Source organism: Actinosynnema pretiosum (assembly GCF_002354875.1).
GTDB classification, from domain to species: Bacteria; Actinomycetota; Actinomycetes; order Mycobacteriales; family Pseudonocardiaceae; genus Actinosynnema; species Actinosynnema auranticum.
In genome coordinates, this window is record NZ_CP023445.1 from 7,225,802 (window position 1) to 7,245,325 (window position 19,524).

At 72.5% G+C, this 19,524-nt stretch carries 21 protein-coding genes; 6 read left to right on the forward strand and 15 right to left on the reverse strand.

Annotation, left to right across the window (positions count from 1 at the left end; genetic code table 11):
* Window positions 1–151: 151 nt before the first annotated feature.
* Window positions 152–1,711: a bis-aminopropyl spermidine synthase family protein gene (locus CNX65_RS30880; protein WP_096496884.1), complete on the forward strand. Its 1,560-nt coding sequence runs from the start codon at window positions 152–154 to the stop codon at window positions 1,709–1,711.
* 25 nt (window positions 1,712–1,736) lie between these two features.
* Here CNX65_RS30880 and CNX65_RS35840 read toward each other — a convergent pair whose 3' ends face one another.
* From CNX65_RS35840 to CNX65_RS30920, 10 genes are all read right to left on the reverse strand, one after another.
* The gene (locus CNX65_RS35840) at window positions 1,737–1,880 is read right to left on the reverse strand and encodes a hypothetical protein (protein ID WP_157767913.1); all 144 of its coding nucleotides are present in this window, start codon (window positions 1,878–1,880) and stop codon (window positions 1,737–1,739) included.
* The gene (locus tag CNX65_RS35845; protein WP_157767914.1) at window positions 1,877–2,047 is read right to left on the reverse strand and encodes a hypothetical protein; all 171 of its coding nucleotides are present in this window, start codon (window positions 2,045–2,047) and stop codon (window positions 1,877–1,879) included. Before CNX65_RS35845 ends, CNX65_RS35840 begins: the two co-directional genes overlap by 4 nt.
* A 40-nt stretch (window positions 2,048–2,087) precedes the next feature.
* The gene (locus tag CNX65_RS30885; protein WP_096496885.1) at window positions 2,088–2,726 is read right to left on the reverse strand and encodes a hypothetical protein; all 639 of its coding nucleotides are present in this window, start codon (window positions 2,724–2,726) and stop codon (window positions 2,088–2,090) included.
* Window positions 2,726–3,337 (reverse strand): hypothetical protein, encoded by a 612-nt coding sequence (locus tag CNX65_RS30890; protein ID WP_096496886.1) that lies wholly within the window; start codon window positions 3,335–3,337, stop codon window positions 2,726–2,728. The genes CNX65_RS30885 and CNX65_RS30890 overlap by 1 nt, the downstream gene beginning before the upstream one ends.
* 26 nt (window positions 3,338–3,363) lie before the next feature.
* Window positions 3,364–3,897, reverse strand: a complete 534-nt coding sequence (locus tag CNX65_RS30895; RefSeq protein ID WP_096496887.1) for a hypothetical protein — start codon at window positions 3,895–3,897, stop codon at window positions 3,364–3,366.
* Window positions 3,894–5,132 carry a WXG100-like domain-containing protein gene (locus CNX65_RS30900; RefSeq protein WP_096496888.1) on the reverse strand — a complete coding sequence of 413 codons (1,239 nt, stop codon included), beginning with the start codon at window positions 5,130–5,132 and terminating at the stop codon, window positions 3,894–3,896. Before CNX65_RS30900 ends, CNX65_RS30895 begins: the two co-directional genes overlap by 4 nt.
* Window positions 5,132–5,497 carry a type VII secretion target gene (locus CNX65_RS30905; RefSeq protein WP_096496889.1) on the reverse strand — a complete coding sequence of 122 codons (366 nt, stop codon included), beginning with the start codon at window positions 5,495–5,497 and terminating at the stop codon, window positions 5,132–5,134. The genes CNX65_RS30900 and CNX65_RS30905 overlap by 1 nt, the downstream gene beginning before the upstream one ends.
* The gene (locus tag CNX65_RS30910) at window positions 5,494–6,015 is read right to left on the reverse strand and encodes a YbaB/EbfC family nucleoid-associated protein (protein WP_157767915.1); all 522 of its coding nucleotides are present in this window, start codon (window positions 6,013–6,015) and stop codon (window positions 5,494–5,496) included. The genes CNX65_RS30905 and CNX65_RS30910 overlap by 4 nt, the downstream gene beginning before the upstream one ends.
* A 135-nt stretch (window positions 6,016–6,150) precedes the next feature.
* Complete coding sequence (locus CNX65_RS30915) at window positions 6,151–9,345, reverse strand: sensor domain-containing protein (protein ID WP_096496891.1); 3,195 nt, start codon at window positions 9,343–9,345, stop codon at window positions 6,151–6,153.
* Between the two features lie 238 nt (window positions 9,346–9,583).
* Window positions 9,584–10,762 carry an NAD(P)-dependent malic enzyme gene (locus CNX65_RS30920; protein ID WP_096496892.1) on the reverse strand — a complete coding sequence of 393 codons (1,179 nt, stop codon included), beginning with the start codon at window positions 10,760–10,762 and terminating at the stop codon, window positions 9,584–9,586.
* A 314-nt stretch (window positions 10,763–11,076) separates the two neighbouring features.
* On the opposite strand from CNX65_RS30920, the gene CNX65_RS30925 reads away from it, so the two are divergent.
* Complete coding sequence (locus CNX65_RS30925) at window positions 11,077–11,673, forward strand: dTDP-4-dehydrorhamnose 3,5-epimerase family protein (protein WP_096496893.1); 597 nt, start codon at window positions 11,077–11,079, stop codon at window positions 11,671–11,673.
* Window positions 11,674–11,676: 3 nt separating this feature from the next.
* Here the strand turns inward: CNX65_RS30925 and CNX65_RS30930 are convergent, their stop codons facing one another.
* Window positions 11,677–12,054 carry a S24 family peptidase gene (locus CNX65_RS30930; protein ID WP_232520082.1) on the reverse strand — a complete coding sequence of 126 codons (378 nt, stop codon included), beginning with the start codon at window positions 12,052–12,054 and terminating at the stop codon, window positions 11,677–11,679.
* A gap of 29 nt (window positions 12,055–12,083) precedes the next feature.
* Here CNX65_RS30930 and sodN point away from each other — a divergent pair, with 29 nt between their 5' ends.
* A complete protein-coding gene (gene sodN / locus CNX65_RS30935; RefSeq protein ID WP_015804970.1) occupies window positions 12,084–12,500 on the forward strand; it encodes a superoxide dismutase, Ni in 417 nt (138 codons plus the stop codon).
* A gap of 82 nt (window positions 12,501–12,582) precedes the next feature.
* Here the strand turns inward: sodN and CNX65_RS30940 are convergent, their stop codons facing one another.
* Window positions 12,583–13,674, reverse strand: coding sequence for an MrcB family domain-containing protein (locus tag CNX65_RS30940; protein ID WP_157767916.1), 1,092 nt, complete (start codon window positions 13,672–13,674; stop codon window positions 12,583–12,585).
* 194 nt (window positions 13,675–13,868) lie between these two features.
* Between CNX65_RS30940 and CNX65_RS30945 the strand changes: the two genes are divergently transcribed.
* Window positions 13,869–14,471 carry a histidine phosphatase family protein gene (locus tag CNX65_RS30945; RefSeq protein WP_177154446.1) on the forward strand — a complete coding sequence of 201 codons (603 nt, stop codon included), beginning with the start codon at window positions 13,869–13,871 and terminating at the stop codon, window positions 14,469–14,471.
* 415 nt (window positions 14,472–14,886) lie between these two features.
* On the opposite strand, the gene CNX65_RS30955 is transcribed toward CNX65_RS30945, so the two are convergent.
* From CNX65_RS30955 to CNX65_RS30965, 3 genes are all read right to left on the reverse strand, one after another.
* Window positions 14,887–15,678: an SAM-dependent methyltransferase gene (locus tag CNX65_RS30955; RefSeq protein WP_096496897.1), complete on the reverse strand. Its 792-nt coding sequence runs from the start codon at window positions 15,676–15,678 to the stop codon at window positions 14,887–14,889.
* Window positions 15,679–16,426: 748 nt separating this feature from the next.
* Complete coding sequence (locus CNX65_RS30960; protein WP_096496898.1) at window positions 16,427–17,179, reverse strand: S1 family peptidase; 753 nt, start codon at window positions 17,177–17,179, stop codon at window positions 16,427–16,429.
* Window positions 17,180–17,327: 148 nt separating this feature from the next.
* The gene (locus tag CNX65_RS30965) at window positions 17,328–17,729 is read right to left on the reverse strand and encodes a hypothetical protein (RefSeq protein ID WP_096498092.1); all 402 of its coding nucleotides are present in this window, start codon (window positions 17,727–17,729) and stop codon (window positions 17,328–17,330) included.
* 289 nt (window positions 17,730–18,018) lie between these two features.
* Between CNX65_RS30965 and CNX65_RS30970 the strand changes: the two genes are divergently transcribed.
* Together CNX65_RS30970 and CNX65_RS30975 are read left to right on the forward strand one after the other, a co-directional pair.
* Complete coding sequence (locus CNX65_RS30970; protein ID WP_096498093.1) at window positions 18,019–18,963, forward strand: diacylglycerol/lipid kinase family protein; 945 nt, start codon at window positions 18,019–18,021, stop codon at window positions 18,961–18,963.
* A gap of 227 nt (window positions 18,964–19,190) precedes the next feature.
* Window positions 19,191–19,445, forward strand: coding sequence for a WhiB family transcriptional regulator (locus CNX65_RS30975; RefSeq protein ID WP_015104912.1), 255 nt, complete (start codon window positions 19,191–19,193; stop codon window positions 19,443–19,445).
* The last annotated feature ends 79 nt before the right edge of the window (window positions 19,446–19,524 follow it).

Below are 19,524 nucleotides of genomic sequence, written 5' to 3' on the forward strand. Positions count from 1 at the left end.
GGTTCCCTCCCCCTGGGTTGCGGCTGTCGGACGACCCTAGCCCGTCGGGGTGACAGCGGCAGGACATCCCGGATAACGGGAAGTCCCTCGCGGGGGTGGGACGCCGACGGTGGCGAGCCGGGTCCCCGGCACCGTTTAGGCTGCTCTGCTTGTGGCAGCAGATGAGCCGAGCGACCGCGTCCGCGACCTCCTGGCGAGCCGGGGGGCGCACGCGCGCCCGCTGCGCCGGGTGCTGACCCTGCTGTGCCGGGACTGGCACAGCCTCGCGGAGCTGGTCCGGCTGCCCGCCGTGCCGCGCCGCACCGTGCAGGAGCTGCTGACCGCGGCGCAGGACGACCTGGAGAGCAGGGGCGACCGGCACCGGATCGTCCCCGCGCGGGCCGCCGCGTACGCCCGGTACGCGGCCGAGGAGCTCCCGGACGCGGCGGACGCGCTGGTGGCGGAGAACCCGGACCTGCTGGCGGTGGTCCGCGCGGACGTCGCGTCCGTGCCGCCGCCGGTGGCCGCGCTGGACCACGTGCAGGCCACGCCGGAGACGGCGCTGAAGCGGGCGCTGTGGCTGACCACGACCTACGACCTGTCCGGCCGGACCCTGCTGTGCCTGGGCGACCACGACCTGACGTCGCTGGCGGTGTGCGCGGTGGACCCGAGCGTGCGGGTGGTCGTGGTGGACGTGGACGACCGGCTGCTGGCGCACGTGGACCGGATCGCGGCCGAGCGCGGCTGGGACGTCACGACGCTGCACGCGGACTTCCGCTTCGGGTTGCCGCCGTCGGTGCTGGAGAGCGCGGACCTGGTGTTCAGCGACCCGCCCTACACGCCGGAGGGCATGGGCCTGTTCGCGGCGCGCGGCGTGGAGTGCCTGGGGCGGGACGGGAGGCTGCTGCTGGCGCACGGCTCCAGCGACCGCACCCCGGCGCTCGGGTTGAAGGTGCAGCAGGAGCTGCTGCGGCTGGGGCTGCTGTTCGAGGCGGTGCTGCCCGCGTTCCACCGGTTCGACGGGGCGCAGGCGATCGGCAGCGCGGCGGACCTGTACGTGTGCAGGCCGACGTCGAGGCGGTCGGTGTCGGTGACCAAGCCGGGGATCTACACGCACGGCCCGCAGTCACTGGAGTCCGAGGGCCCGAGCGGCAAGGCGCTGGAGGCGCTGGTGGACCTGGCCCCGCGCCCGGAGTCGAGCCCGCCGCCGAAGCCGAGGCAGCCGGGCTGGGCGGAGCCGGTGGGCAAGGGGGCGGCGTCGCTGGCCGTGGACCTGAGCGCCGATCCGGGCCCGTGGCTGCTGCGGACGCTGCTGGCGTGCTCGCCGGGGCGGATGGCGGCGCTGGTGCCGAACAACCACCCGGACGTCGCGTCGGAGAAGGGGCAGAAGGCGCTCGCGGAGCTGGTGGGGACGAGGTTCTCGCTGCGCTACCTGCGTTCCACGCCGGACGGGAAGACGTGCGTCGTGGTGGCGGACCAGGTGCTGGCGGGCGGGTTGGACGAGGGCGGGCTGGCGGTGCGGGAGGTGCTGTCGCGGGCGCACGGCAAGCTGGGGAACGTGTGGCGGGAGGCGCTGGTGACGGCGACCAGGGGCGGGTTGACGAAGCGGGCGGCGCGGGAGCGGATCACCGAGGCGGTGGGTGAGGCGGCGGACCTGGAGGAGCGGTTGATCGACCTGCCCAGGCACCGGATCGCGGCGCTGCTGCCGCTGATCGCCGCGTCCGCGACCTGATCCTGTCCGCCGGGTGGCGCCGGGTTCAGTCGAACTCCCGCGCCACCCGCTCCCGAGCCCGCGCCACGGCCCCGACCTCCCGCACCGCGAGCGCCCGGACCTCCTCGGGCAACTTCCCCCACTTCCTTACCCGAGGGGCCCGGAGCCCGTTCTCCACGTGCTCGGTCACCAGATCCCCGCACCGCACCGAGGAGAAGTCCGCCGGATTCCGCTCCCGCTCCCCGACCCGGCGCGCTGCCCGCGCCACAGGGTGCTCTTGACCAGGAACCCGGCCGCGCCCGCGGGCACGAGCAGCACGCCGACCACCAGCAACACCCTCTTGACGACCACGTCCACCGGTTGACCCTCCCCTGGGGACGGTGGGGGCGGTGGCGGGTCAGAGGAACTTGTCGGTCAGGGGCCCGCCCGGCTCCTGCTGCCGAGGGGCCCGGCTCCGCGGTTTCGGCGCGAAGCGCGCCGCAGGCAGGAACGCCAGCGCGAACACCAGGAACCCGCCCAGGGCGAACGGCCCGCCGGAGACGTCCCGCTCCCACGGAACGACCGCCCGAGGGGGCAGCAGCCCGGTGCGGTCGACCCGGAGGGAGAAGGGCTTGTAGACCGCGACGTAGTTCCAGCTTCCGTCGTTGTCGGACTCGAACTCACGCTCACCGCACCGGACGTGGTAGACGGAGCGGTCCCGGAGCCCGGCGTCCGGATCGACCACCACGCACCCGTCCAGCCGCTCGCCCAGTACCGAGTACCACCACGGCTGCACGTACTGCTCGGACGCGAACACGCCCATCCCGGTGAGCGCGATCGCCGTGAACGCCGCCGTCCACTGCCCGTGGCGCAGGCACAGCACGAGGGAGTACACGGCGAACCCCAGGACGCCCAGAGCTCGGCGCTCGGTCGACTCGGAGCCGACCAGGATCACCCCCACCAGGACGGACACGAGCCCGAGCACGAGGAGCACCGCCCTGACCCTCTTCTCGGCGAGGACCTTCTTCCACCTCGTGCGGCGGGACGGGACGACCATCAGAGGAAGTCACCGTTCAACGGACCAGCGGGACGCCGCTTGGGCTTGGGCTTCGGCCGGTCAACGGGCTCGGGCAAGCGCGCCGCCACCAGCACGCTCCCCATCGAGAGCAGGTAGTACGCACCCAGCGCGTAAGGCCCGTAGGGAGCGTTCTCCTCGTTCGGCACAGGCGCCACCGCGGGGAGCAACCCGGTGCTGTCCACCAGCAACGACACCGTGTCGCCGACCTCGACGGACTTCACGCTCTTGCTGGTGCTCTCCAACACCCGGTCACCGCACTGGAAGCGGTAGTCGTAGTAACTCGGACTGCGCCTCCCCCCGCTCCGGTACTCGCTGTCCACCAGCACGCACCCGTCCACCCGCTCACCGTGGAGCGAGTACCACCACGGGGTCACGAAGAAAATCAGCATCGACACGTAGAGCATGAAGAGCAGGAGCCCCACGAGGAACGCGATCGGCCGCTTCGCGATGCAGAAGAAGAGGAAGAAGCTCCCGAACAGGCTGAGCCAGCCGAGGAGTTGCCAGTCGGAAGCGGAGAAGATCCCGATCGGTCCGATCAGCGCACCCAGCAGCGCGAAAGCTACGAGCACCGGACTGTTGATCTTCTTCACCCTGGAACCGCTATCCGGAACAACCATCAGAGGAAGTCGCCTTTCACCGAACCACCCGACACCCGCTGCGCCCCGGACGGTTTCTCGGGCTGTGGCAGCCGGGCAGCCACCACCCCGAGCCCGACCACTAGCAGCGCGTACCCACCCGGCGCGTAAGGCGCGGCGAAACCGATGTCCGAGTTCCACACGGACCGCACGACCGGCAGCAACCCACGGGGCTCCACCACCAGCGGGATCGAATCCCCGACCTCGACCGCTCCTCGCCCGCTCTGGGTGTCGTACTCGAACACCTGATCACCGCACCGCACGCGGTAGGCGAAGTACCCCCAGCTCTCGTACCGCTCGTCCAGCACCACGCACCCGCTCTTCCACTCCCCGAGCGCGGCCAGCGCGATGCCCGACCGCCCGGACAGGAACCAGCAGAGGACAGGCGCCAGGAGGAGAGCCGCGAAACCGCACAAGATCAGCGGGCTTTCGCTGAACACCGTGAGCGGCACGCCCACCGAGGTGAGCAGGTACCCCGCGAGCAGAACCGGCTTCCTGACCCGCTCCCAGCTCATTCGTCCAGGTATCCCGTCCGGCGCTTGAACTGCTTGACGTCGTCGGTGGCCCCTTTTTCCACCAGTTCGTCCTGCTTGGCGATCTCCCGGAAGTTGTCCGCAGCAAACTTGATCTGGAAAGCCCCGTCGTTGAAGCTCGGCACCGAGTGCGGCGACACGGTCCCGTCCGCACGGGTGATCGGCTTGAACGGGGTGTACGCGTCCGCAGCGGAAGCGAACTTGTCGGCCGCAGGCACGTGGTGCTGGTCGGCGAACCTCTGCGCGACGTTGCCCGCGTCCTTGTACCGGTCCGCGAACTCCCCAGCCCCCTGCCGCGCCTTGGCCGCCGCGTCGCTCAACGACGGCGCGGTGGTCCCCCGGTCGACCAAGCGCTTGCCGACGTCGTCCAAGCCCTTGCCCAGGCCGTCCAGACCGGGGAAGCGCGGGGCGCTCGGCGTCGGCGCACCCCCACCCGCCCTCTTCCCGAACCGCGCCAACCCCTTCAGCGCACGCCCCAGCGCACCGGTGAGCTGCTTGATCCGCCCCAGGATGCGAGTGACGACGCTCACCAGCTTGCTCAACTTCTGCGTGATCTTGCCCAGCACAACCGCACCGCGCCCGACCGTCCACGCGGTGAACGCGGCGATGGAGCTGCCGAAGCTGACCACGGAGGAGGCCAGCGCGATGGCCGCGTTCCGGACCACCTCCCACACGAACATGGCGATCAGGTCCCGGATCGTTCCCCTGATCGTCGCCGTGATCGTGCCCGCCGTGGCGATGTCCCCGGCGACCCGTGTGCACGATTCGCTGAGCACCACCGTTTCCTTCACCAGCTGCCGCTGGCTGGCGCGGAACCCCTCAGCGGCCTGCTGCTGCCAACCCGACACCTGGGTCTCGATGGCGTCGTGCTGCGCTTCGGCGATCTTCCCCAGCGCCGTGGCGGTCTCGTTCCACGTCTGCACGGCGGCCTTGATCCGGTCGCCGTCACCCGCCAGGTAGTCCAGCGGCTCGCGCAGGAAGGAAACGTGCTCGATCAACCAGCCGATGCCCGCCGTGCCGAGCGCGCCCAGCGGGTCGAGCGCGGCCCCGAGCACATCGAGACCCAGCGCACCGCCGTTCATGACGATCTCGGCGACGTCACCCTCGTCCAGGCGCGAGAAGGACTCGATCGTCTGGAACAGGGACTCGACCGGTCCCGCCCCAGCCACATTGTCCGGACTCATCACCCCGTCGCCGAACCCGGTCCACTCCACCATCAGCCCTCACCCCCGAACCCCGCCGCGTTCCCGTCCTCCACGGCCGCGTACTCCGCCGCGGTGGCCCTGGTGTCCCCCGCCGCGTTCCCGTCCTCCACGGCCGCGTACTCCGCCGCGGTGGCCCTGGTGTCCCCCGCCGCCTCCCCGTACGCCGCCGCCAACCGCTCGATCCCCTCGACGACCTCCGCCGCCGCGCTCTCCGCGCCGTTCGCGAAGAACGACAGCAGCACCCCGAACGTCTCCCCGCCCAGGTTCACCCCACCGGCCTTGCCCGCCGCGGCGGCCACCTCGCCGCCGCGCCCGTCCTGCGCCTCGGCGAACGCCTCCAGCTGCCCGGTGACGACCTCGTACCCGCCGCCGCTCACCGGAGCACCGGCCCGAAGCCGTCGTCCTCGTCCGGCTCGCCCCGGTCCACCGGGCGCCGCGCGGGCGGGGCCGGAGGTGCGGGCGGGGGCGAGTAGCCCGGCCGCGCCGGGCCGGCGCCCCAGGACTCGTCCCGCAGCACGCTGCCCTCCTCGCGAGCCCGAGCCGCAGGCTCCTCGACCTCCTCCACCGGGATGAACCCGGTCAGGAACTCCATCGCCTGCGTCCCGCCGAAGTCCGGTTCCAGCACCGCCGCGACCTGCCGCGCCGCCTGCGCCTGGGCCTGCCGCAGCACCCCCATCACGACCTGCCCGAGCTGCACGTGCGACAGCTCGCCCGCCTTCGGCGAGAACTCGATGGCCTGCACCGCCCCGTTCGGCGCCACGGTCACCGTGACCGCCCCGTCCTTGGCGCGCACGGTCGCCGACGCCTGCCGGATCTGCTCCTGCGCCTGCGCCGACCGCGCGGCCAGGTCGCGAGCCCTGGCCTCCAGGTCCGCTATCACCCGTTCGGGTTCCACAGTTCCCCTCCCCTGACCAGCACGAACGCTGGCCCCCGGAGCGGGATTATGGCGCTTGCCCCACGATCGAGTGGCCGAAATCCGACAAAAGACCTCGGCTCTGCGCAGCACGTCACACCGGAGCGGGAGCCCGGCTCACCCGGCCTTGGGGATGTGCAGCGGCCCCAGCGCGAGCACCGCCCGGAACTCCTTCGGCGGCACCGGCCGGGAGAACAGCCACCCCTGGTAGGCGTCCACCCCGACGCCGCGCAGCACGTGGAACTGGGTGGCCGTCTCGACGCCCTCCGCGACGCACTTGCGCCCCATCGCCCGCGCCATGTCCACCACGGCCCGCGCCACCGCGAAGTCCGACGAGTCGCTGCCCACCCCGGCCACGAACCGCCGGTCGACCTTGATGATCTGCGCGGGCAGGTCCTTGAGCCGCGCCAGCGACGAGTACCCGGTGCCGAAGTCGTCCACGGCGAACTGCACGCCGCGCTCGACCAGCTCCGCCATGGACTGCCGCACCCGCGAGGGCAGGTCGACCAGCGCCGTCTCCACCAGCTCCAGCACCACCCGGTCCCACGGGATGCCGGACTCGGCGATGGTCGCCGACACGATGTCCACGAACTCCGGGTCGCCCGGCACCAGCCCGGCCAGGTTCACCGCCACCGCCACGGGCTTGCCGTCCGGCGCGGGCCAGGTCGCGGCCTCCTTGAGCGCGGTCCGCAGCACCCACCGGTCCAGCTCGCGCAGCAGGTCGCCCTGCTCAGCGACGGGCAGGAAGATGTCCGGCGACAGCAGCCCCCGGTCCGGGTGCGGCCACCGGACCAGCGCCTCGGCGGTCTGCACCGACCCGTCCACGCCGACCACCGGCTGGTAGTGCAGCGCCAGCCCGTCGTGGGCGAGCGCGTCCCGCAGCTGCCCCTCCAGGTGCACCTGCCGGTCGGCCGACGCGATCAGCGCCGCCGACGCCAGCGACACCCGCCCGGCGCCGGACCGCTTGGCCTCGAACATCGCCGCGTCCGCGAACCGCAGCAGGTCCGCGCCGGTGGCGCGCGAGCCGTTGGGCACCGCCGCGCCGATCGACGCCGACACCCGGACCAGCTGCCCGTGCACCGGGACGGCCGTGCGCAGCAGGCCGGCGACGCGGGTCGCCAGCGCGTCCACGCCGCCCACCGCGTCGATGTTCTCGCAGATGATCACGTACTCGTCGCCGGACAGCCGGGCCGCCGTGCACCCGTCGGGCAGCCCGCCCTCCAGCCGCCGCGCCAGCGCGACGAGCAGCTCGTCGCCTGCGTCGTGGCCCAGGGAGTCGTTGACCCGCTTGAAGTTGTCGATGTCGCAGAACAGCACCGCGACCTTCGCCCGGTCGCCGCCCTCCAGCAGCTCGCCCAGCAGCTCCTTGACCAGCGCCCGGTTCGGCAGCCCGGTGAGGTCGTCGTGGGTGGCCTGGTGGCGCAGCGCCTCGGCGGTGCGGCGGCGCTCGGTGATGTCCTGGAACACGATGAGCCAGAACCGCCTGCCGTCGTCCTGCACGGACAGCGCGATGTGCAGCTCGCAGTAGACCCGCTCGCCGTCCGGCCTGACCAGTATCCGCTGCGGGATCTTGTGCGCCCGCTCCGCGCCGAACTCGGTCATCCGGCTGACCGACTGCAGCCGGTCGTCGTTGTCGGTCGGGTCGGTCAGCTGCTCCGCGGTCATGCCGCGCAGCTGCTCCAGGTCCATGCCGAGCAGGTCGCACAGCGCGTCGTTGGCCTCGACCAGCCGCTCGCCCTCGTCGAACAGCCCGATGCCGACCGGGGTCAGCGACACCAGGTCGGCGAAGCGCTGGCTGGAGCGCTGCATCCGGGTCTCGGCGACGCGCTGCTCGGTGATGTCCTGCGCGGTGCCCACGGCGAGCGTGCGCCCGTCCGGCCCGTTGATGACGACGCCGTGGCTGCGGAACACCCGCACCGCGCCGTCGCGCCGCACGATCCGGTGCTCGCACTGCACCGGGGTCTCCTCGGTGGCCAGCTGCTGCCACATGTCGTCGACCCAGGCCCGGTCGTCCGGGTGCACCAGGTCCAGGTAGGTCCGGTACGTGGTGCGCTCGTCGCGCGGCACGCCGAACAGCTCGGCGAGCATGTCCGACCACACCACCTCGCCGGTCGCCAGGTCCCACTCCCACACGCCGAGCCGGGCGGCGCGCTGGGCGTCGGCGAGCCTGCGCCGGTCCTCCCGCAGCTGCTGCTCCATGGCCCGCGCCTCGGTGACGTCCTGCACGGTCCCGTGCAGCCGCACCGGGGCGCGCCCGCCGGGCTCGCGCTCGACGCGGGCGCGGCACACGTAGACCCGGTCGCCCAGCTCGCTGCGCACCTCGGCCTCCTGCGTGCGGCCGTCCTTGGCGCGCAACAGCTTCCGGCGCAGCTCCAGCAGGTGGGCGCGGTCGTCGGCGTGCACGCCGCTGAGCAGGTCGTGGCGGTCGGGCGAGACGCCGATGGCCGAGTACATCTCCAGCAGCACCTCGCTGCGGTGCAGCGAGCGGCCCCGCACGTCGTAGGTCCAGCTGCCGATGCGGGCGATCCGCTGCGCCTCCAGCAGGCGCGCGCGCTCGGTGGCGAGCGCCCGGTCGGCGCGCCACTGCTCGGTGATGTCCCTGATGTAGCCGGTGATCAGCCGGGCGCGGCCGTCGGCGCGCAGCCCGGCCTCGGCGACGCCCCGGATCCAGCGCAGCTCGCCGTCGGGCCGGACGACCCGGTAGACGATGTCTATCGGCGCGCCGGTGATCTCGCGGTTGCTCCAGTAGCTGGCGACCACGTCGTGGTCGTCCGGGTGGGTCACCGCGAGGACGGCCTGCGCTCCGGGCACGACCGAACCGGGCTCGATGCCGAGCAGCTCGTAGTGCGTCCTGGACCACACGGTCGCGCCGGTGTCCGGGTCGTACTCCCAGGAGCCGATGGCGGCCACGCGCTGGACCGCGCGCAGCCGCCGCTGCTCGTCGCGCAGCTCGTCGGCGGCCTTGGCCAGGTCGGACACGTCGACCAGCAGGACGGTGGTCAGCCCCGCGGCGTCGGCGGGTCCGCGCACGACGCGCACCACGACCTGGGCGCCGTCGGCGCGGGTGAGCCGGTGGTCCGGCGGGTCACCCGCGAGCAGCTCGCCGAGGGGTCGGCCGACGAGCGCGCCGGGGTCGGCGACCCCGGCGAGCACGGCCGCCGCGGCGCTGGCCCTGACCACGACGCCCTCGGGGTCGCACAGCAGCGAGGGCGGGTCGGGCGGCGTCACGCCGCCCAGCGCGACGGCCTCGGGTCGCGCCGGCCCCTCGGGGTCGTCGAGCACCACTGGAGCGCGGCCAACCCGCTTGGGCACGGTCCCACCTTCCCGTGTCTGGGGGCGGGGATGCCCGGCCCGGCCGCTGCCCCGTGGACCGCCCGCGAAAGCAACCCCCTCGACCGGGGATCGTTCCCCCGGAAGAGAAGGACGCTAGCGCCTAGCAGCGTCACGTCCCACCCCTTAACGGACTAACGATTGAACCCGATCGTGGCGTCGTTTTCCCGAGAAGAAGACGGACAGCGTCGGCCGGAGCTCTCCCAACTCCGACAGGGGATCAGGCTACTCCGTCTTCGGCCGCTGCCAAGGCCACAGCGGCGGCGACTTCCGGCCCGACCCTGGGGTCGAGCGCGCTCGGCACGATCCGGTCCACCGCGAGGTCCTCGGCGGCCACGGCGGCGATCGCCCCGGCGGCGGCCAGCTTCATGCCCTCGGTGATGCGCCTGGCCCCCGCGTCCAGCGCGCCGCGGAAGATGCCGGGGAACGCGAGCACGTTGTTGATCTGGTTGGGGAAGTCGCTGCGCCCGGTGGCCACGACGGCGGCGTGCCTGGCCGCGACCTCGGGGTGCACCTCGGGGTCCGGGTTGGACAGCGCGAACACCACCGAGCCCGCCGCCATGCTCGCGACCTGCTCCTCGGGGACCTGCGCGGAGGAGACGCCGACGAAGACGTCCGCGCCGCGCAGCGCCACGTCCAGGCCGCCGCGCAGCCCGCTGCCGTTGGTGAGCGGGGCCAGCTGCTCCTTCACCGGGTTCAGCCCGGCGCGTCCGGCGTGGATGATCCCGCGCGAGTCCACGAGGGTCACCTCGCCCGCGCCCGCGGCGAGCAGGATGCGGGTGATCGCGACGCCCGCCGCGCCCGCGCCGGAGACCACCACGCGCTGGTCCGCGATGTCCTTGCCCAGCACGGTGTTCGCGCCGCGCAGGGCGGCGAGGGTGACGACGGCGGTGCCGTGCTGGTCGTCGTGCATGACCGGCACGTCCAGCGCCTCGATCAGCTTCGCCTCCAGCTCGAAGCAGCGCGGGGCGGAGACGTCCTCCAGGTTGACCGCGCCGAAGGACGGGCGCAGCCGGACCAGGGTCTCGACGATCTCGTCCACGTCGGTGGTGTCGAGCACCAGCGGGATGGAGTCGAGGCCGCCGAAGGTCTTGAACAGCGCGGCCTTGCCCTCCATGACGGGCAGGGAGGCGCGCGGGCCGATGTCGCCGAGGCCCAGCACGGCGGTGCCGTCGCTGACGACGGCGACCAGGCGGCCCGCCCAGGTGTAGCGGTCGGCGAGGGCGGGGTCGGCGGCGATGGCGCGGCTGACCCTGGCCACGCCGGGCGTGTAGGCGATGGACAGCGCCCTGGGGTCGGCGAGCGAGGCGGTGGCCCCCACGGCGAGCTTGCCGCCCTCGTGGGCGGTGAAGATCTCGTCGTCGGTGAGCTGGACTGGGGTGTCGTTCACTGCGGTCACTTGACCTGGTCCTTCCTGCGGCGCGTGAGGCCGGTCAGCACTCCGGATCGCGTTGTCGCGCGTGATCGACGGGGCCGTGGGGTGTTAATGGGGCGCGGAACACCCATTCGGGGTCGAGTTGCGACCGAATGGCGGTCCGCGAAGCCTGGGTTCGCCAGGTGTGGCAGCGTAGGGCATCACCGAGTGCGGTGGGGATCACACCATCGCAGCAGGTCAGGGGCATCTTCCAGAACGCTCGTCCGGTTTGGCGCGCGGTTCGGCGGATTTGCGCAGGCAGGATCGGTCAAGACCCGTAATGAACTAGGGTGACGCCCATGCAGGCACGCGAGTTGCGAATTCCCGGTGCGTTCGAGTTCACACCTTCGGTTTTCCCGGACGACCGCGGCTTCTTCGTCGCCCCGTTCCAGGAGTCGGCGTTCGAGCGGATCACCGGGCACCGCCTGCGGGTCGCGCAGGTGAACCACTCGCAGTCCCGGCGCGGGGTGGTCCGGGGGCTGCACTACGCGGACGTGCCGCCGGGTCAGGCGAAGTACGTGCACTGCCCGCGCGGCAGGCTGCTGGACGTGGTGGTGGACATCCGGGTCGGGTCGCCGACGTTCGGGCAGTGGGACGCGGTGGAGCTGTCGGCGGAGAAGTTCAACGGGGTGTACCTGCCCGAGGGGTTCGGCCACGCGCTGATGGCGCTGGAGGACGACACGGTCACCGCGTACCTGTGCAGCGAGGGGTTCAACCCGAAGGCGGAGCGCGGCGTCGACCCGCTGAGCCTGGACCTGCCGTGGCCGGAGGGGATCGAGCCGGTGCTGTCCGAGAAGGACGCGCAGGCGCCGAGCCTGGCGCAGGCGCGGGAGCAGGGCCTGCTGCCGGACTACGAGGAGTGCGTCCGCTGGTACGCGGAGCTCAAGCGCGCCTGAGCCTCACCCGAGCTCCAGGCCGCCCCCGGCCCACGGCGACCGCTTCAGCCGACCGGGCCGGGGCCACACCCGGAACCGCACGACCCCGAGCACCTCGGCCGGTCCCAGCTCGCGGGAGTCGGTGGAGGCGAACGGGTTGTCCCCCTCCACGTGCCACCCGGCCCCGTCCGCCCGCACGGCCCGCTTGACGGACAGCTGGCCGGGCCGGTGCGCCCACCTGACCAGCACGACGTCCCCGGCGCGCGGTGGCCGCCCGTACGCCACGGAGACGAGATCCCCCGTCCGGATGGTGGGGTGCATGGAGGGCCCGCGGACCTTGAGCATCCCGAGCACGATCACCTCCGACTGCCCGACCGGTTCACTCGGAGTAGTGTTCCGCACGTCGGAGCATCCATTGTCAGGGAGGAAAGATGCGACTTCTGTCGCGCATCCGTGAACTCCACCGCGCGATCCCGGAGGCCACCGCGCACTGCGACCTCCCGTGCGGTGTCTACGACCCGGCCCAGGCCAGGATCGAAGCGGAGTCCATCAAGGCGGTCCAGGAGAAGTACCAGGCCAACGAGGACCCGGAGTTCCGCCAGCGCGCCGTGCTGATCAAGGAGCAGCGCAGCGAACTGGTGAAGCACCACCTGTGGGTGCTGTGGACCGACTACTTCAAGGCGCCGCACTTCGAGAAGTACCCGCAGCTGCACGACCTGTTCAACCGCGCCACCAAGGCCGCGGGCGCGTCGGGCACCAAGGGCAACATGGACCCGGCGACGGGCCAGCAGCTGCTGGACCTGATCGCGGAGATCGACAAGATCTTCTGGGAGACCAAGCAGGCGTGAGCCACGCAGGCTGACCCGGCGCCCGCCCCCCGACACCGGGGAGCGGGCGCCGTTCCCGTTCTCGGGCTGCCGGGGCGGTCGGCTAGTCGACCGGCACGACGTCGCCGCCGACGACGTACTGGTACGAGACCGGCGTCAAGCGCTCCTCGTCGATCCGCCACGGGCGCGCGACCCGGACCTCGCCCCCGGACGCCGTGCAGGTGGCCCGGTCGAGCGAGATCCCGCTCACCACGACGAGCACCGAGTCCCGGTGCTCCCGCCGGTTGAGCTCGACCTCGTTGCGCGTCAGCACGATCCGGCTGTCCGCGCCCCAGTCCTGCGTGGTGCCCTTCACCTCCACGAACAACCGCTCGTCACCGCGCCGCGCGTCCAGGTCGTAGGACCGCACCGCGCCCACGTCCTCCACCTCGTACCCGAGCCCCTCCAGGTGCTCGGCGGCCAGCAGCACCGCCCGCCCCTCGACGGCCTTGCGCTCGGCGGCGGACCGCAGGAACCCCTGCCCCGCCCGCCGCCTGCCCGCGACGACCTCGGCGGCGCGCTCGGCCTCGACGACCTCGGGCGCGCGCCCGTCCCGGTGGTGCAGCTCGGCCAGCACCCCGAGCAGGAACCCCAGGTCGCGCTCCAGCACGTCCTCGTCCGGCACCTCGCCGATCGGGTAGTGGAACCCGGCCACGGTGCCCGCCTCGTAGGCGGGGCCGAGCTGCGAGCGCCGGGCGTCCAGGGAGATCTCGGTGACCAGGTCGGGCCGCAGGTCCAGCAGGTCCCGCAACCGCTCCCTGGCGGCGGCCGTGCTCCGCCTGAGCTCGTCGTGCGGCAGCGGGTGGAGCTCGTCGTTCTCCCACCTGGTCGCGCCCTTGCCGAGGTTCAGGTAGGCGCCGTCGCCCTGGGCGTTGAACAGGTAGACGAGGTACCAGCCCTTGGTGGCCGAGGGCGACCTGCTGTGCGAGTAGACCCGCGCCCACGGGATCTCGCTCTTGCGGCCGGTCCCGTCCCGCGCCTCGACCCGCAGGTCGCCGATCGGCTCCGGCAGCTCCGCGTCCAGCCGCTCGACCCGCGCCCTCAGCCAGCGCGTGATCCCGTCGCGCACCAGCTTGCCGCGCTCCTGCATCTCGACGGTGTTCTCCTGGCTCCACACCGGCTGGAGCTGCAACACGCCCTGTAGCAAATCCCGCACGGTTGAACCATAAGCGCGTCACCACATCGGCGGGCCCATCCACGCACCGCGCACCCCCCTCCCCGCCCGCGCCTTCCCCACCACCCACCCGGTTGACCAGTGCCACAGCCGCGTTCACGTCGTGTCCCCGAAGTGCGCTATCCCACCCCGCTCACCCCCCGCGCCCGCGCCGCGCCGCCACTACGCTCGTGATCGTGACGGCCCACCTCTACCTCGTGCGGCACGGCCAGACCGCTTGGTCCGAGAGCGGCAGGCACACCGGGATCTCCGACGTGCCCCTCACCACCCACGGCGTTCAGCAGGCCAGGCGCGCGGGCGCCGTCCTGGCCAGGCTGCGCGGAACCGACCTTCCCCCCGCCCTCGCGCTGTGCTCCACCCGCGAGCGCTCCTGGCGGACCGCCGAGCTCGTCGGGCTCGACGCGGAGAAGACCGAGGCGCTCGCCGAGTGGGACTACGGCGACTACGAGGGCCTCACCACCGAGCAGATCCGCGAGCAGGTCCCCGGCTGGACGGTCTGGACGCACCCCTGCCCGAACGGCGAGACCGCCGAGCAGGTGCGCGACCGGGCCGCGCTGGTGGTCGACGAGGCCCGCGCCGGGTTGCGCAAGGGCGACGTCGTGCTCGTCGGCCACGGGCACTTCACCCGCGCGGTCATCGCCACCTGGTTGGGGCTCGGGCCCGAGGACGGGGTGCGGTTCGCGCTCGACCCGGCGGGCATCGCGGTGCTCGGGGACGAGCGCGGGACGCCCCAGGTGCGGTCGCTGAACGTGCCCGCCTGGGAGCTCGCGAGCGACTGACCCGCGGTGGCGCTGCGGCGGGGACGGCCCCACCGCGGCTGCCGCGCGCATGTCGGGAAGCTCACGGAGCGCTCAACCGCCTCCGCACGAACGGCGGAACAGTCACCCTCTGCCGGCGCGCCTCACCCAGCGGTACGACTACCAGTGCCAGTACAGCGCGAGCGTCGAGCTGAACCCTGCCGCGGTGCTCATCATCGTGCTGTTCGGCCTGGCCTTCGGCGCGATCGCGGTCGTGTCCACGTGGCGCCTCTTCACGAAGGCGGGTCGCGGGGGCCGGCTCGCGCTCGTGCCGATCTGCAACACCCTCACGGTGCTGCGGACGGCCAGCAGGGCGGCTACCCGCCCCAGCACTGACCGGACCCGCCGCACGACCCCGCCGAACCGGCCGCGCGGCGCCCCTCGAGGGCCAAACGCCTCAGCGCCGCAAGCCCACCGCCCCGTACGACACCGCCTCGACGCCGAACTCCGGCTCGTCGCCCTCCCGCCGCCACTTGGACGACAGCACCAGCCCCGGCTCCAGCAGCTCGAACCCGTCCAGCAGCACCTCGACCTCCGCCTTGGTCCTCGGCGTGAGCGGGTGCGCGTCGGTCGCCACCCCGAGCAGCTTGTCCACCACCTCCGGCTGGAAGTCCGCGGTGAGGTGGGTGAACACCAGCAGGCTGCCCGCCGCCATCACGTCCCGGTACCCCGCCACGACCCGCTCCGGCCGGTCGGCCGCCACCAGGCACGGCAGGATCGCCACCATCAGCACCGCGACCGGCGCCGTCAGGTCCAGCAGCTCGCGGCACTCCGGCGAGGCCAGCACGGCGGCCGGGTCGCGGACGTCGGCCTCGGCCATCGCCACACCGGCCCGACCGCGCAGCATCGCGCGGGCGTGCGCGACGGTCGCGGGCTCGTTGTCCACGTAGACCACGCGGCAGTCCGGGTCGACCTCGTGGGCGACCTCGTGCACGTTGCCCGCCGTGGGGATGCCGGACCCGAGGTCGAGGAACTGCCGGATGCCCCGCTCCAGGCACAGCTTCACGGCGCGCCGCAGGAACGCGCGGCCGTGCTGCACCATCGCGTCGGCGGGCACCTCGCTGACCGCGCGGAGCGCGAACTCCCGGTCGACGGCGAAGTTGTGCGCGCCGCCGAGGTAGTAGTCGTACAGCCGAGCCGCGTTCGGACGGTCCCGGTCGTCCGACACCGGTCTCGGGGAGTTCTGCACAGCGCACCTCACCCTGCCTGGACTGCGAAGCGGCGCGAACGCCTGCGAAACCGTATCCGGGCTACTCCGTTCGTGTCCATCCGCCAATCGTGAACACGAAGGGTGATTGCTGCTGGTCCAAGGAGGCTAACCACTCGTCCGAGGGTCACCCCGCAGGGCCTTGATCCCCCGGTTGGAAGATCGACAACTCCCAGCTCAGGGCCCCGAGTGCCGCGCCTGGAACTCCCTGTAACAGCCAACGACGTGAGTCAGCGGAAATGCGACACACAACACCGAACGGGGGAAGCGAGCACGCGACTCCGGGTGAGGGGGAATCGGGCCGCGCACACCCCGCAACCGGGCACGCGGCCCCGAGCGCGGAGGGAACGCGGGCCCGGCCCCGACCGGGCGCGCGGGCACGATCCCCACCGGACGCGCGGCACGACGAGCGGCCCAGCGGACGCGACCCGGACACCGGCCGGGCGACCGGGAGCCGCAGAGCAGGCAGACCTCCGCGCGCGCAGCCGCCGACCGACGGCGATCACCAGTCGGCGGCTCCCCGATCGGGCGAACCCCGGCGCGCCGCCGCCGCAGGCGATCGGCACGGCTTCGGGAAGCCGATGCCCCCACCGCCGCCTCGCGACCGCCCACCGGCGCGCCACCCCGAGCACCCCCGGACGCGCCGGAGCGGCGGGCCCCCGGGGGTCCCGCCGCTCCGCCTCACCTCCGGGTCACCCGCCGAGCCGGGGCCCGGCGGTCACCCGCGCGATCACACGCCCGCGTACTGCCGGATCCACGACCGGTACTGCCCGACCGCCGTGTAGTTCGACACGCTCGACCGGTCGCTCGTCGAGGCCACGCCGACCTGGTAGTACTTGCCGTCCACCGGGCTCGTCGCGAACATCGGGCCGCCCGAGTCCCCGCCCGCCGCGATGCCGTTCACCCGGCGCACCGAGATCGCGACGCCGCCCCGGTAGTCCCGCCCGTTCACGGTCGACACCCGCGTGTCCGCGACCTTCAGGTACCGCGACTGGCAGTTGATCTCCGGCTGGTTGGTGCAGGTCGCGCCCCAGCCGTACAGCTGCACGGTCTGCCCGTTCACCACAGCCGCGTTGGTCCCCAGCGGCGAGTAGGTGGCGGTCACCGAGCGGTCCAGCTTCGCCAGCGCCAGGTCGACCGACGGGTGCTGGATGATCTGCGTCGCGGTCGCCACCGTGCCGCCGCTGCTCTGGTCCAGGCTGCCGATGCGGAAGGTGTAGGTCGCCGAGCTGGCCACGCAGTGCTGCGCGGTCAGGATCCAGGTCGGCGCGATGATCGTGGCCGAGCAGTTCTCCCGGCCGTTCGCGAACAGGCGCGCCGCCCACGGGGCGTTGCTCGCGGTGCCGCCGCCGATGATGGCGGGCGAGAGGTCGTCGGGCGCGGGGGCGGCGGAGGCCGCGGGCGCGATGGCGGTCACGGCCAGTGCCGCCAGGAGCGCGGCGCCGGTGCTGATGGCCGCGGACAGGGCGCGGGGCAGTCGCATTGAGTCACCTTCGGACGCAGGGGCGGTTGCAGGGGGTGGCGAAATCGCCACGCACAGCATCACCCGTCACGGTGAGTCGTCCAACCCCCCGATCGTCGGCGGGCAACCAGACGATCTGCGGGGGTCGGACGTCCCAACCGGCGTGCCCCTAGTCGTCGTCCGACTCGTGCAACCCGAGCGCCCACCCGCGCGCCGCGTTCGTGAAGAGCAGGTAGATCACCCCCACGACGTAGACCCCGATCAGCGCTCCCCAGAGCTGCCTGCCGGAGGGCCCGTACATGTACCAGGCGACCCCGAGCAGGAGCAGTTGGACGACGAGCGCGGGGGTGCGGCCCCAGCCTTTGCCCAGCGCAAGGCCCACGCCGACCGCGACGACGCCGGAGCAGAGCACCGCGAAGTACGCGGCCTCGCCGAGCACCTGCCCGCGCGCCACCTCGGGCGCGAACGACCGCACCACGAGCGCGATCGCGAAGCCGAGGCCGACCAGTCCTTGCACGACCGTGAGCGCCCCGGCCGCGCGCACGGCGCCGGGTACCCCCCGTTCCACCATCACGCTGGCCCTTTCCTCACCGTGCGTACTCGTCACGGATCGTAGGCCACCCGGTTGGCGAGTCCCGTTCGGCCGTCCGGCAGGCGAAGATCAAGGGGTCTCTTCGGCGAGCCGACGGTCGGGTCGGGGTGCACTTGTCGAAAAGCACGGCAGCACGTCAGGGAGGAGCGCCGCGGCCGGCCGGTGACCGGCCGCAGAAGATGAGATGGGCCACTTTCGTGCGCGTCAAGACCTCTCATTGGGGGAAGAACTCCCGATGCCGGGTCACGACCTGTCCTACGCTTCAGGGGTGCGCGCACTACTGGTGGTCAACCCACAGGCGACGGCGACTACGCCCGCCGGCAGGGACGTGCTCGCGCACGCGCTCGCCAGCGAGGTGAAGCTCGACGTCGTCGAGACCGACTACCGGGGGCACGCGGCCGACGCCGCCGCTCGCTCCGTGGTGGAGGGCTACGACCTGGTCGTGGCCCACGGCGGTGACGGCACCGTCAACGAGGTCGTGAACGGCGTGCTGCGAGGCGGCGCCGACCGACCGCTGCCGATGCTGGGCGTGGTGCCCGGAGGGTCGGCCAACGTCTTCGCGGGCGCGCTCGGGCTGCCCCGCGACCCGGTCGAGGCGACCTACCGCCTGCTCAAGTCCGTCGAGCACGGCACGAGCCGCCGCGTCGGCCTCGGCCGAGTGGCCTCGGCGGGCGGCAGCGAGGACCACGACCGCTGGTTCACCTTCAACGCGGGCGTCGGCTGGGACGCCGACGTCGTCGCGGGCGTCGAGGAGCAGCGCGCCAAGGGCCGCGTCGCGGGCCCCGTCCTGTACGCGCGCACCGCGCTGGCCAGCTACTTCAGCCAGCGCAGGCACGAGCCCGCGCTCACCGTGCAGATCCCCGGCGAGCCCGTCTTCGAGGACATGCGCCTGGCCTTCGTGTCGAACACCGACCCGTGGACCTACCTGGGCGACAAGCCGCTGCGGCTGAACCCGAGCACGTCCTTCGACGGCGATCTCGGCCTGTTCGCGCTGCACGGCCTCGGATTGCCCACGGTTCTCCGCTACTTGACGCATCTTCTCGTCACGGACGGGAATCCCAAGGGCGAGAACCTGTTGCGCCGGGACGATGTTGCGTACATTCGGGTGACGAGTCAGGAGCCGGTCAACCTCCAGGTCGACGGTGACCTGCTCGGGACCTGCACCGAGGTGGAGTTCACCTCGGCGCCGGGCGTGCTCACGGTGGCCGTGTGACCGTGGCGTGACCACTACGCCACCCAAACGCGATTTTCCTCACGAGAGAGCCGCCACGCACTGAAAGCCCAGGTGAACGCGGCCGATCTTTCGGGTGAGTTCACTCACCGGGTTGGATCTAACCTCTTGACATCCCGCGCGTTCGTGAAAGCATTCACAAGCACCCCAAAACCGACCGCTGACGAGTGGCGTGCCTACGAGCGCGCCATAGCTGAGGAGTAGTTCCAATGGACTGGCGCCACCGCGCGATCTGCCGCGACGAGGACCCGGAGCTGTTCTTCCCCGTGGGGAACAGTGGTCCTGCGCTCCTGCAGATCGCCGAGGCGAAGACCGTGTGCCGCCGCTGTCCCGTCGTCTCCGACTGCCTCGCGTGGGCGCTCGAGAGCGGCCAGGACGCGGGCGTGTGGGGCGGGATGAGCGAGGACGAGCGTCGTGCGCTCAAGCGCCGCAACGCTCGGACCAGGGCTCGCAGCAACGCCTGATCGGCAAGCCTCGAAACACAGCACCACAGCTCAGCACCGAAGCAAGACCAGCCCGCGCGACGGCTCGAAGCCCGCGCAG